12 protein-coding genes are annotated in these 12625 nt (G+C 71.1%); 7 read left to right on the forward strand and 5 right to left on the reverse strand.

Annotated elements, in window-relative coordinates:
* Window positions 1-66 precede the first annotated feature (66 nt).
* Complete coding sequence (locus ABZ860_RS05960; RefSeq protein WP_357215694.1) at window positions 67-1383, reverse strand: NYN domain-containing protein; 1317 nt, start codon at window positions 1381-1383, stop codon at window positions 67-69.
* A 325-nt stretch (window positions 1384-1708) separates the two neighbouring features.
* Here ABZ860_RS05960 and ABZ860_RS05965 point away from each other — a divergent pair, with 325 nt between their 5' ends.
* The 3 genes from ABZ860_RS05965 (at window position 1709) to ABZ860_RS05975 (ending at window position 4433) form a co-directional block, all read left to right on the forward strand.
* A complete protein-coding gene (locus ABZ860_RS05965; protein WP_357215696.1) occupies window positions 1709-2290 on the forward strand; it encodes a GNAT family protein in 582 nt (193 codons plus the stop codon).
* A 60-nt stretch (window positions 2291-2350) separates the two neighbouring features.
* On the forward strand, window positions 2351-4078 hold the full coding sequence (locus ABZ860_RS05970; RefSeq protein WP_357215698.1) for a DEDD exonuclease domain-containing protein: 1728 nt from the start codon (window positions 2351-2353) through the stop codon (window positions 4076-4078).
* Between the two features lie 67 nt (window positions 4079-4145).
* Window positions 4146-4433, forward strand: a complete 288-nt coding sequence (locus ABZ860_RS05975; protein WP_357215701.1) for an Lrp/AsnC ligand binding domain-containing protein — start codon at window positions 4146-4148, stop codon at window positions 4431-4433.
* 40 nt (window positions 4434-4473) lie between these two features.
* On the opposite strand, the gene ABZ860_RS05980 is transcribed toward ABZ860_RS05975, so the two are convergent.
* The 3 genes from ABZ860_RS05980 to ABZ860_RS05990 form a co-directional block, all read right to left on the reverse strand.
* On the reverse strand, window positions 4474-5277 hold the full coding sequence (locus ABZ860_RS05980) for a histidine kinase (RefSeq protein ID WP_357215703.1): 804 nt from the start codon (window positions 5275-5277) through the stop codon (window positions 4474-4476).
* Between the two features lie 98 nt (window positions 5278-5375).
* Window positions 5376-6425: an anthranilate phosphoribosyltransferase gene (trpD, locus tag ABZ860_RS05985; RefSeq protein WP_357215707.1), complete on the reverse strand. Its 1050-nt coding sequence runs from the start codon at window positions 6423-6425 to the stop codon at window positions 5376-5378.
* A 179-nt stretch (window positions 6426-6604) separates the two neighbouring features.
* Window positions 6605-7000, reverse strand: coding sequence for a response regulator transcription factor (locus ABZ860_RS05990; protein WP_076431986.1), 396 nt, complete (start codon window positions 6998-7000; stop codon window positions 6605-6607).
* 162 nt (window positions 7001-7162) lie between these two features.
* On the opposite strand from ABZ860_RS05990, the gene ABZ860_RS05995 reads away from it, so the two are divergent.
* From ABZ860_RS05995 to ABZ860_RS06010, 4 genes are read left to right on the forward strand one after another with little or no spacing between them, the layout of a single operon-like run.
* Window positions 7163-7780 carry a heme-copper oxidase subunit III gene (locus ABZ860_RS05995; RefSeq protein ID WP_357215710.1) on the forward strand — a complete coding sequence of 206 codons (618 nt, stop codon included), beginning with the start codon at window positions 7163-7165 and terminating at the stop codon, window positions 7778-7780.
* 17 nt (window positions 7781-7797) lie between these two features.
* Complete coding sequence (locus tag ABZ860_RS06000; protein WP_357215712.1) at window positions 7798-8607, forward strand: c-type cytochrome; 810 nt, start codon at window positions 7798-7800, stop codon at window positions 8605-8607.
* On the forward strand, window positions 8604-9683 hold the full coding sequence (locus ABZ860_RS06005) for a Rieske 2Fe-2S domain-containing protein (RefSeq protein WP_357215715.1): 1080 nt from the start codon (window positions 8604-8606) through the stop codon (window positions 9681-9683). Before ABZ860_RS06000 ends, ABZ860_RS06005 begins: the two co-directional genes overlap by 4 nt.
* Window positions 9680-11311, forward strand: coding sequence for a ubiquinol-cytochrome c reductase cytochrome b subunit (locus ABZ860_RS06010; RefSeq protein WP_357215718.1), 1632 nt, complete (start codon window positions 9680-9682; stop codon window positions 11309-11311). The genes ABZ860_RS06005 and ABZ860_RS06010 overlap by 4 nt, the downstream gene beginning before the upstream one ends.
* Window positions 11312-11532: 221 nt before the next feature.
* On the opposite strand, the gene ABZ860_RS06015 is transcribed toward ABZ860_RS06010, so the two are convergent.
* Window positions 11533-12477, reverse strand: coding sequence for a sugar phosphate isomerase/epimerase family protein (locus ABZ860_RS06015; RefSeq protein WP_357215721.1), 945 nt, complete (start codon window positions 12475-12477; stop codon window positions 11533-11535).
* Between the last annotated feature and the right edge of the window lie 148 nt (window positions 12478-12625).

The following is a 12625-nucleotide window of genomic DNA, read 5'->3' on the forward strand; positions in this document are numbered from 1 at the left end:
TTCGCAGGTATTCGCGGCAGTCATCACTCACTGTGACGACCCGGAGCCGGAGCGCGGATGCGGCGTTCAGCCGCGGCCGAGACGGCGCAGCAGCAGGAGCGAGGGCACCGGCCGGGCGCCCATGCGGCGCACCGACTCGGCCACCTCCCGGTCGGAGGAGACCACCGCGACGGCCCGCCCGGACGGCTCCGCCCGCACCAGCGTGCGGATGAGGTCGTCGGCGATCTCCCCGGGCGCACTGAACCTCACCCGCACCCCGCGCGGCGCGGACACCTGGACGGGCCCGTTCAGTTCGGCGCCGTCGAACACGCACGTCACCTCCGCCCGCGTCTGCACGGCGAGCCCGCCGAGCCCGGTCAGCAGCCGGGCCCGCTGGTCGGCGAGGGTCAGCGACGGGTAGCCGGTCTTGGTCACGTTGTAGCCGTCGACGATCAGATGCAGATGAGGGATGGCCAGAAGCTGGTCGAGGAGCTGGGGGTCGTCGTTGGCCAGCGCCCGCGCGGGCACGGCCGTCATGCCCGGCTCGCCCGGCAGCACCGCGTCCACGTAGTCGGCCGGCCTGCTGATCGTCGTGGGCAGGCCGAGCTCCTTGCGCAGCCCGGCGGCGGCGTCCTGGAGCGCGTCCAGCAGCACCCGCACCCGGGCGTCCTCGATGCTGCGGCCCTCGCGGGCGGCCCTGCGGCTGGCCTCCAGCTGGCGCTCGGCGTCCTCCAGGCGCTCCCTGAGCCTGCGCAGCTCGGTCTCGGCCGCGCCGTTGGCGCTCGCGACCCTGGCCCGCGCCTCGGCCGTCTCGGCCTCCAGCTCGGCCGCCCTGGCCTCGGCGGTCCTGACCCGCTCGCGGGCGTCGTGCAGCTTGCGCCGCAGGTCGGAGTTCTCCGCGCGGGCCGCCTTCAGCTGCTCGCGCACCCGGTCGATCTCCTCCTTGGCGGAGGCACGCTGCGCCGCGAGCTGCTCGCGCAGCCGCGTCTCCGCCTGCTCCCGCTGGGTGCCCGCGGCGGCGGCCTGCTCCAGGTCGGTTCGCGCCTGCTCGACCAGGTCCGGCCAGCCGGGCGGGCGGGTCAGGTACGCCGCCGCCGCGACCAGCACCGGCTCGGCCGCGGGGGGCACCGTGCCCTCGGCCAGGCTCGCCACCAGCTCGGGCCAGGCGGTCTCCACCGTCTCGGCCACCCGCTCGCGGAACTCCTTGTCGTTCTCCAGCTGGGCCGCGATCGGCGCGCTGCCCAGGCGGGCGCGCTTGCGCGGGTCGAACTTGGCGATGTTGCGCAACGGCGGCGGCACGGCCGCGGCGGGCATCGAGCCCAGCACCTGCGCGGCGACCTCCACCACGTGTAAACGGACCTGCTCGGGCAACGGACGAGACAGGCCTTCTCCGGCTGAACTCATCTCGTCGCTCCTCGGTCGTGTCCTACAGATCTTCTGCCCACTGCGGTCGCCCCGGCGGCGCCTCGCGGTGCTGTCGCCCCCGAGTGCGAGAACGTCCCCGATGCCCGCCGTCCGCGAGGCCCGAGCCTCGCGGCGCGCCCACCGGGCCGCCCTCACACGGCAAGATCTGCGAGACACTCCCTTGTTCTTGTCCTCTTTCAAGGGTACGGCCGTCGCACCGTGTCCATGTCGCGTCCATGATCTGTCACCGTGCCCCGCGCCGGCGGGGCCGGGCAAGACCCAATCCGTTGGCGGGCGCCCGGCCCCCGTCCGTACGCTCGGCGGCGTGTTCACCCCTCCGTACCCGATCACGACCCCCCGGCTGGTCCTGCGCCCCTTCACCGAGGCCGACCTCGACGACCTGTACGCCTTCCACTCCCTGCCGGAGGTCACCAGATACCTCTACTGGGACGCCCGTACGCGGGAGGAGACGAAGGCCGCGCTCGACCGGAAGATCGCCTGCGCGTCGCTCGGGGAGGACGGCGACCTGCTCAGCGTGGCCGTCGCGACGGCCGGCGGAGGGCCCGTGATCGGGGACCTCACGCTGTTCCTGCGCAGCCGCGAGCACCGCCAGGGCGAGATCGGCTTCGTCTTCAACCCGGCCTACCACGGCCGCGGCCTGGCCACCGAGGCGGCCCGCGAGATCCTGCGCATCGGGTTCGAGGGGCTCGGGCTGCACCGGATCCACGGCAACTGCGACGCCCGCAACGCCTCCTCCGCCCGCCTGATGGAGCGGCTCGGCATGCGCCTGGAGGCCCGCCTGGTGGAGAACGAGTTCTTCGCCGGCGCGTGGAGCGACGAGCTGGTCTACGCGATGCTGGCCCGCGAGTGGCGCGCCGGAGCGGCCTCCGCCCCGTCGCTCGCCTGACCGTCCCTTTGCCTCCGCCTGGGGCGGGGGCGGCAATTGTCGGTCGGGACTTCTATGGTCATGGGCGTGGATGCGGTACAGGGCACGCTGGACGAGCTCGGCACTCCCCTGCGGGAGGTGACGTTCGTCGTCTTCGACCTGGAGACCACCGGCGGATCGGCCGCGGAGCACGCCATCACGGAGATCGGCGCCGTGAAGGTGCGCGGCGGCGAGGTGATCGGCGAGTTCGCCACCCTGGTCGACCCCGGCGGCCCGATCCCGCCGTTCATCTCCGTGCTGACCGGCATCACCGACGCGATGGTCGTGGCCGCGCCGAAGTTCTCCGAGGTGCTGCCGAGCTTCCTGGAGTTCATCGCCGGGGCGGCGCTGGTGGCGCACAACGCGCCGTTCGACATGTCGTTCCTCAAGGCGGCGTGCCAGGTCAACGGATACCCGCCCCCGGCCAACCCGGTGGTGGACACGGCCGACCTCGCGCGCCGCGTGCTGACCCGCGACGAGACCCCCAACTGCAAGCTGGCCACCCTCGCGCGGGTCTTCCGCAGCTCGACCGAGCCCTGCCACCGGGCGCTGGCCGACGCGAAGGCCACGGTCGACGTGCTGCACGGCCTCATCGCGCGGGTCGGGTCGCTCGGCGTGCACACGCTGGAGGACCTGCGCGGCTTCGTGCGCGCCCCCACCCCGGAGCAGCAGCGCAAACGCCACCTCGCCGACGGGGTGCCCGGCGCGCCCGGCGTCTACATCTTCGAGGACGCCAAGGGCGAGGCGCTCTACATCGGGAAGAGCTCCAACCTGCGCAACCGGGTGCGCAGCTACTTCACCGCGAGCGAGACCCGCTCCCGCATCCGCGAGATGGTCGGCATCGCCGAGCGGGTCAGGACGATCGTCTGCGCCACGGCGCTGGAGGCGGAGATCCGCGAACTGCGGATGATCGGGGCGACCAAGCCGCGCTACAACAGACGGTCCCGCTTCCCCGAGCGGGCGGTCTGGCTCAAGCTGACCGACGAGCCGTTCCCCCGGCTCAGCGTCGTGCGCGAGGTGAAGGACGACGGCGCGACCTACCTCGGCCCGTTCGGCAGCAGCCGCACCGCCGACGACGCGCGGACCGCGATGCACGAGGCGCTGCCGCTGCGCCAGTGCACCGAACGGCTGTCGGCCCGCGTGCGGCGCCCCGCCTGCGCGCTCGCCGAGATCGGCCGCTGCGGCGCGCCCTGCGAGGGCCGCGAGAGCGAGGAGGGCTACGCCCGCCACGTCCACCGCGCCCGGCGCGCGATGGAGCTCGACGGGGAGGCCGTCTTCTCGGCCATGGAGGCGCGCATGCGGCGCCTGTCGGCCGAGCAGCGATACGAGGAGGCGGCCGTCGACCGGGACCGGCTCGCCGCCTACGTCAGGACCGCCGCGCGCATGCAGCGCCTGCGCTCGCTGACCGGCATCCCGCAGATGGTCGCCGCCAGCCCCGCCTTCGACGGCGGCTGGGACATCCACGTCATCCGGCACGGCAGGCTCGCCGCGGCCGGCGTGATGCCGAGGGGCGCCCACCCCACGCTGTACGTGGACGCGCTGGTCGCCACTGCGGAGACGGTCGTCCCCGGTCCCGGCCCCACCCCGGCCGCCAGCGCCGAGGAGACCGAGTGCGTGCTGCGCTGGCTCGACTCCCCCGGCGTGCGCCTCGTCCAGGTCGACGGCACCTGGAGCCTTCCCGCGTACGGCGCGGGGCGGCTGATCGAGCGCATCGAGCGCGCCTACCGGCACCAGCGCGGCGACCGTCGTGAGGGGCGGCCCCTGCGGTGACATGGCGGGCGTGGCACTAAGGTCGGGGGCGACAGGCCCGAGCCGCGAGACAGCAGGAGAGACGCGCATGGTCACCGCGATCGTCCACATCAAGGCGGACGTCGACAGGATCCCCGAGGTCGCCGAGGCCATCGCCGAGATCGAGGGCGTCAGCGAGGTGTACTCGATCACCGGCGAGTTCGACCTGCTGGCCATGGTCAGGGTCGGCCGGTACGACGAGGTGGCCGAGGTCGTGCCCGGCCGCATCAACAAGGTGCCCGGCGTGCGCCACACCGAGACGCACATCGCCTTCCGCACCTACTCCCGCCACGACCTGGAGGCGGCCTTCTCCATCGGCCTCGCCGACGCGGACTGATCTCACAAGGCCGCGCGCACCCGTCGGCCAGGGCGGCGGATCAGGACGGGCGCAGCAGCCGTACGCGGACCTCGAACCCGCCGGGGAGCGGGTGCGCGGCGACCGAGCCGCCGAACAGCGCGGCGCGCTCCCAGGTGCCGACGAGCCGGTCGCGGGGCAGCCCGTCGTCGTGGACGACGACCTCGAGAACGGCGGGCAGCCACCGCAGCGTGACCGTCGCCGTGCGGGCCATGCCGTACCACAGGGCGTTGCCCAGCGCCTCCTCCACGATGCGGTAGGCCGACAGCTCCAGCGTGGGGCCGTTCCCCCGGGCGCCGACCTCCGTGAAGGAGACGGCGAGCCCGCTCGCGCGGAAGTCGTCGACCAGCCCGGGCAGGTCTCCCAGGCCCGGCTGGGGACCGCGGCGCTGCCCGTCCATACGCAGCAGACCCATCATCCGGCGCAGGTCGGACAGGACCCGGCGGCCCGACTCCTCGGCCTCGCGAAAGGTCTGCCGCGCCCGTTCCGGGTCCTTGTCCATGATCACCCGGCCCGCTCCCACGCCCAGCGTCATCACGCTCAGGTCGTGGGCCACCAGGTCGTGCAGCTCCGAGGCGATCCGCAGGCGTTCCCTGACGAGGTCGTCCTCGGCAGCGGGGTCAGTGGGACGCCCCGGCCACGCGCCGTCCCCGCCCTCCGCCCGGACCTGCCGGCCGCCCCTGCCGCGGCCCCGTCCCGGACGGACCGCGCCGGGGCGGGAACCGGCGGAGGGCGCGCCGCGGAGACCGGCGGCGAGTACGGCCAACCCACCGCGGGCCGACGCGGCCCAGCGGTGGATGACGCGAAGGGCGAACAAGCGCATCATGGCGGGAACGGTACGGCTCAGGCCGAACCCGGCACGTCCCCATCAAGGCGGACGCGTGATCCCTCCCGCGGTGGAGGCGACCGGGACCAGGGGCGCGGTCAGGCCTTGCCGCCGAGCGCGCGGCTGATCTCCACCCAGCGCTCCAGGGTCTGCTCGGCCCTGCCCGAGTCGACCGCCTCGGCCGCGCGGGCGTACGCCGCGCGCAGGTCGCCGGTCAGGTCGTCGCCCGGGCCGTCGTAGGCGACCAGGCCGGCCGCCGCGTTCAGCAGCACCGCGTCGCGCACCGGGCCGGTCTTGCCGCGCACCAGGTCGCGCACCGCCGCCGCGTTGAACTCGACGTCGCCGCCGCGCAGGTCGCCCGGCTGGGAGCGGGGGATGCCGAGGTCGGCGGGGTCGATCGTCGTCTGGGTCGCGGTGCCGTCCCGGACGATGAAGACCGTGGACGGGGCCGCGGTGGACAGTTCGTCCAGGCCGTCGTCGCCGCGGAAGACCAGCGCCGACACCCCGCGCTCGGCGAACACCCCGGCCATGACCGGCAGCATGCGCGCGTCGAACACGCCGATGGCCTGGGCGGCGGGGCGCGCGGGGTTGGCCAGCGGCCCGAGGAAGTTGAACACCGTCGGCACGCCGATCTCCTTGCGCGGCGGGCCGGTGAAGCGCAGCGCGGGGTGGTAGACGGGCGCGAAGCAGAAGGCGATGCCGGCCTCCACCGCGACCCTGGCCGTGGTCTCCGGTGACAGGTCGAGAGCGACGCCCAGGTGCTCGAGCACGTCGGCCGCGCCGCACAGCGAGGAGGCGGCCCGGTTGCCGTGCTTGACGACCCGGGCCCCGGCCGCCGCCGCGACGATCGCGGCCATCGTCGAGACGTTGACGGTGTGCGCCCGGTCGCCGCCGGTGCCGACGATGTCGACCACCGGGCCCTCGACCGTGAGCGGGGTCGCGCGCTCGAACATGGTGCGGACGAGACCCGTGACCTCGGCGATGGTCTCGCCCTTGGCCCGCAGGGCGACGGCGAAGGCGGCGATCTGCGCCGGGGTGGCCGACCCCGACATGATCTCCCCCATTACCCAGGCCGTCTCGTCGGCCGTCAGGTTCTCCCCCGCCAGCAGGGCGTTCAGCGTGGAGGGCCAGGTGGTGCGCGTGTCCATGGTGGGCTCCGCGGGATTCGATGTGGGGTCGGGTCGGCGGGTCGGCTTTCCGGTACGGCGGGGCGGGCCGGGACGGGTGGGCCCGGACCGGGCGCGACGGCGCCCGGCCTGGATGCGCGCCCGGTTCGGTGGGCCCGGTTAGTGGGCCCGGTTCAGTGGCCCGGTTGGGTGCGGCCGGTTCAGTGCGCCCGGGTGAGGCTGAGGCGGCGCCGCATGAGGTCGGCCACGGCCTCGGCGAGGACGACCGGGTCGATGGGCTGTGCGACGACGGCGTCGGCGCGGGACCAGTTGGCCAGCCAGCGGTCGTCCCTGCGGGCGATGAGCAGCAGGATCGGCGGGCAGTTGTGCACCTCGTCCTTGGCCTGCCGGCTGACCCCCATGCCGCCGGCCGGCTGCGCCTCGCCGTCGAGGACGGCCACGTCGATCTCGCCGGAGTCGAGGTGCTTGATCACGGCCGGCTGGGTCGCGCACTCGACGATCTCGACGAGGGGCACGTCTGCGGCGGGGCGCCGCCCGATGGCCAGCCGCACCTTCTCCCGGGTGCTTGCGTCGTCGCTGTAGACGAGAACCCTCATTTCACGCTCACTGTCGAATCGCGGGGTATGGTCATCGTGATGCTACCGGCGAGGCTGCAGGGCTCGCAGCCCCGGGGCGATTGCCATGACATGCCCGTTTCGTAGGCGCGCATGGACCCTACCGGGGGGTCGTGGGGCGACCCGACCTGGGGAGCCGCAATAATGCTGGGCGTGGCGACAGCATCCGCAATTACTACGACGACGAGACCGCACGGGTCCAGCCGGCCGAACCTGGTTCAGGTCGGGACCATCGTGTGGTTGTCCTCTGAGCTCATGTTCTTCGCGGCGCTGTTCGCGATGTACTTCACCATCCGGTCGGTCAGCCTGGGGCAGGGCACGCACTGGCCCGAGGCGGACCTCAACGTCCCGTTCGCGACCTTCAACACGACCGTCCTGGTCCTGTCGAGCGTCACGTGCCAGCTGGGCGTGTGGGCCGTCGAGAAAGGCCAGGTCAAGAAGCTGCGATTCTGGTATGTCGTAAGCTTCCTGATGGGTGCGTTCTTCGTGGGCGGACAGCTCTGGGAGTACGGGCACCTGGCGGAGGAGGGTCACGTCCTCTCGCACTCTCCGTACGACTCGGTGTTCTACCTGACCACGGGCTTCCATGGCTTGCACGTGACGGGTGGTCTGATCGCGTTCCTGTTCATCCTGGGACGTACGTACGCCGCGAAGCGCTTGACGTATGAGCAGCAGACCAGCGCGATCGTCGTGTCCTACTACTGGCACTTCGTCGACGTGGTCTGGATCGGCCTTTTCGCGACCATCTACATCATCAAATGATCGGAACGGGGATTTCGGTGAACTCCATCACCGCCCGACGGCGCCATCCCCTCGCGCGAGTCGCCGTCGTGGCGCTCGCGCTGGGCCTGCTCGGCGGCGGCTACGCGCTCACGGCGCCGAACGGCAGCACCGCGGACGCCGCGATCGCGTCGGGCAAGGCCGACGACGTGGCGCAGGGCAAGAGCCTCTTCGTGGCGCACTGCGCGAGCTGCCACGGCATGAACGCCGAGGGCACCAAGAAGGCTCCGACGCTCATCGGCGTCGGAGCCGCCGCCGTGAACTTCCAGGTGAGCAGCGGCCGCATGCCCGCCGCCGACGCGGGTCCCCAGGCTCCGCGCAAGCCGCGCGCGGAGTGGGCGACCGACCAGGCCGTCGACCAGCTCGCGGCGTACGTCCAGTCGCTGGGCGGCGGCCCGACGGTGCCCAGCGCCGAGCAGGTCGACCCGGCCAAGGGTGACCCGGCCAAGGGTGGCGAGCTCTTCCGCGCCAACTGCATCCAGTGCCACAACTTCGTGGGCGCCGGCGGCGCGCTGACCTACGGCAAGTACGCGCCGCCGCTGAACCCGGCGACGCCGACGCAGATCTACGAGGCGATGGCCACCGGCCCGCAGGCGATGCCGGTGTTCAACGACTCGACGATCACGCCGGAGCAGAAGCGCGACATGATCGCGTACATCACCCACGTGCGGTCGCAGGTCGACCCGGGCGGTTCGGGTCTGGGCCGGATCGGCCCCGTCACCGAGGGCCTTGTAGCGTGGGTCGTGGGTCTCAGCCTCCTGATCCTGGCCTCCATCTGGATCACAGCGAAGAAGCGACGGGCGGCATGACAGAGCAGAACGAGTACCCCGAGAGCGGCCGGGTGCGGACGCGCGTCCTCGGCACGCCGCCCGCGGACGCGCCGATCGTCGACTCCGACCCGATCCACGCGCCCGAGGGCGTTCCCGGCGTGATCCCGCAGGACCCGGTCAAGGCCCGCAAGGCCGAGCGCCTGGTCGCGCTGCTGTTCCTGATCACCTTCCTGGCCGGGGCCGGCTTCATCGCCTCGTACGTGATCTTCCAGGTCGGCACGATCGGCAAGACGGCCACGTCGAACCTCGCGCTCGGCGGCACCCTGGCCCTGGCCCTGCTCGCGCTGGCCGCGGGCCTCACGGTCTGGGTGCGGCAGATCATGCCGAAGTACAACCTGGTCCAGGAGCGCCACGAGATGCGCTCCGACGACGACACGCGTGAGTACGTCAAGGAGACCTTCCTCCAGGGCGCCGACGAGAGCGGGTTCGTCAAGCACAAGCTGCTGCGCCGCACGCTGCTGCTGGCCGCCGCTCCGCTGGGCCTGGCCCCGCTGGTGCTGCTGAAGGACCTCGGCCCGCTCCCCGGGACCTCGCTCAGGCACACCGTCTGGGGCGAGCCCACCAAGGACGGCAAGCCGCGCCGCCTCGTGGTCGAGGGCTCCGGCCAGCCGATCCGCGCGGCCGACTTCAACTCGCCCGGCGGCATCCTCTCCGTGGTCCCCGAGGGCTACGAGGAGGACCTGAACGCGCTGGCCAAGGCGACGCTTATCCTGCTCAAGTTCCGCCCGGAGGAGCTCAAGTCCGGCACGAACCTGAACTGGACGCACGACGGCATCGTCGCCTACTCCAAGATCTGCACCCACGTGGGCTGCCCCGCGGCTCTCTACGAGCAGACGACGCACCACATCCTCTGCCCGTGCCACCAGTCGACGTTCGACGCGGCGGACGGAGCGAGGGTCGTCTTCGGCCCCGCCGCCCGGCCGCTGCCGCAGCTCCCCATCGGAATCGACGAGGAGGGCTACCTCGTCGCGAAGTCCGACTTCAAGGTCCCCGTCGGTCCCAGCTTCTGGGAGCGTGGCGACGCTGAAGCCGAAGTTAGGGAGAACGCATCATGAACGCTCCCCCGAAGGCCATCGCAGGCGCCTCGACGTTCGTCGACGACCGCATCGGCGCGGGAAACTTCCTCAAGCGCAACCTGAGGAAGATCTTCCCCGACCACTGGTCGTTCCTCCTGGGGGAGATCGCGCTCTATTCGTTCATCATTCTGCTGCTGACCGGCACGTTCCTGACGTTCTGGTTCAAGCCGGGTATGGGCGAGGTCACGTACACCGGCAACTACGCCCCGCTGTACGGCGTGAAGATGTCGGAGGCCTACGCTTCGGCGCTGCACATCAGCTTCGACGTCCGTGGCGGTCTGCTGATGCGGCAGATCCACCACTGGGCGGCGCTGCTGTTCGTGGGCGGCATGACGGTGCACATGCTCCGGATCTTCTTCACCGGGGCATACCGCAAGCCGCGCGAGCTCAACTGGATCATCGGCATCCTCCTGCTCTCGCTGGCGCTTCTCGAGGGCCTCACCGGATACTCCCTCCCCGACGACCTGCTCTCCGGCGCGGGTCTGCGGATCACCCAGGGCGTCGCCCAGTCGATCCCGATCGTGGGCACCTACGTCTCGTTCTTCCTGTTCGGCGGCGAGTACCCGGGCCACGACGTCATCTCGCGGTTCTACTCGATCCACATCCTGCTGATCCCGGGCATCCTGCTCGCGCTCGTCTCGGCCCACATGATCCTCATGTGGGTGCAGAAGCACACGCAGATGCCGGGCACGAACAGGACCGACAAGAACGTGGTGGGCGCTCCGTTCTACCCGGCCTTCATGATCAAGTCGGGCGCGTTCTTCCTGTTCACGTTCGGGGTCATCGCGCTGCTCGGCACGTTCGCCCAGATCAACCCGATCTGGCTGTTCGGGCCGTACACGCCGGCGGACATCTCGGCCGGCTCGCAGCCCGACTGGTACATGGGCTTCCTGGAGGGCGCGCTCCGTCTCATGCCGTCGTGGGAGATCAACTTCCTCGGCCACACGGTGACGCTGAGCGTGCTGATCCCGGCGCTGGTGCCGCTGGGCCTCGTCATGACGGGCCTGGCGCTGTATCCGTTCCTGGAGCAGTGGATCACCGGCGACCGCCGCGAGCACCACGTCGCCGACCGGCCGCGCAACAACCCGCACCGTACGGCGATCGGCATCTCGGGCATGACCTTCTACGGCATCCTCTGGCTGCTGGGCGCCAACGACGAGCTGTCGGCGAACTTCCACGTCGACCTGTACACGACGACCTGGTTCGGGCGGATCGCGATCTTCGTCGGTCCGGCCATCGCGTACTGGATCACCTATCGGATGTGCATCGGCCTCCAGCGCAAGGACGCCGAGGTGCTGTCCCACGGCGTGGAGTCCGGCGTCATCAAGCGGCTGCCGAACGGCCAGTACATCGAGGTCCACACGCCGCCGGCGGAGGACATCGCCGATCACATCCGCGGCAAGAAGGAGATCCCGGTTCTCGAGAGCGCCGAGGATCGCGAGGGCATCCCGCCCAAGGGCGCCCGCAGCGCCATCGGCCGGCTCCGGACCAAGATGAGCGAGGCGTACGGGACCGACCGTGTCCCGCTGACCGACGGCCACCACGAGGAGGCCCACGAGGAGGAGCACGCGGGCGTCGGCGCCGGCGACCGCAAGGAGCTCCACTGACGGGCACCTGACCGACCGGCACCAAGCGGCCCGGCAGGGGGAACCACTCCCCCGGCCGGGCCGCTGTGTTTCCCGCTTCGCTCATCGGGGCGCTCGCATCCGCCGGTTATGCCGGAGGCGTGCATGGGCACGGCCTTCGTCGCTCGGAGTCGCTCGTCCCTCGCTCCTCACTCGCTCCTCAGTCCAGACCGGCGGCGCGCCCCTCACCGGACGGATACCCGTCAGATGGGCCCCGCCGCCGCTCCGACGTGGCGCCCGACGACATCACGGACGAAGGCGACGCCGTCCCAGAGGTCGCCCCACACTTGCGAGGAGAACGGGATGACATCCACACACCACCATTCGCCCTCGTAGCAATCCACGAGAACGGGAAGCAACTCCTCGAAGTCGACGACCCCCTTGCCGAACCCTATTTTCCGGGAGAAGAAATTGCGTGTGACATCCCCATCGGTGTCACACAGGTGAACGTGCCCGATGCGACCGCGCAGGCGCCGGATCAGCTCCACCTGCCCACCCTCAAGCAGTTCCTCCGGCTGCACCTGATTGTGCCCGGTGACGGTGGCGGCGTGAAAATGCGCGGTGTCGTACAGCAATTGGAGATTGGGATGTCCGACGTCGTCCAGGAGCCGCACGATCTCGCTTGGTTTGTTGAACGGCTGCCCCGACTCGACTTCCCACAGCACCGAACACCCGGTCTCGGCTCCGCGCTCGGCGAGCCGGCCGTACATCTCCACAACGCGGTCCCACACCTGGTTGTAGTCCACCCCGTACGGCAGAGGTCCGCGCATCCCGGGATCGATGCGCATCCCCTTTATTCCCAGGGTGGCCGCGAATTCGAAATACCGAGCCCACCACCGATCGTGCTCTGCGACGACATCCCGGTCGTCCGTGGTGGGCCACGGCGGGATTCGGGCGATCGCCCCATGAGGTGCGGGCGCGAGTAACACGGGGTGCAGCCCTAGATCGTCCAGCATGGTCCTCAACCCGTCACGGGCGGAACTGTCCGAATAACGGTCGAGAACGACATGATCCACGAACCCGGCGAGCTCGACACCGTCGAACCCGAACGCTCCCGCCACCTTCAGCGCCTGTTCCAGGTCGGCCGGCCTGTCCATTCCGAACGCCATGCACCACGTGCCGACGGAAACCTTCACCTGCCTGCTCATCGACTCCTGCGATTCGTGTTCGAGGTGCGGAAGGATGACCTGCCGCCGACAAGGACCAGAGGCCAGATCATACGATCACCGATCTCTGCCAGTGCAACCCGCTCACGGCCCGGAGCGGCTCCGAGCACCGCGGCCCCGTTCCGATCAG

The sequence above is a fragment of the Microbispora sp. NPDC046973 genome (assembly GCF_040644495.1).
Taxonomy (GTDB): domain Bacteria; phylum Actinomycetota; class Actinomycetes; order Streptosporangiales; family Streptosporangiaceae; genus Microbispora.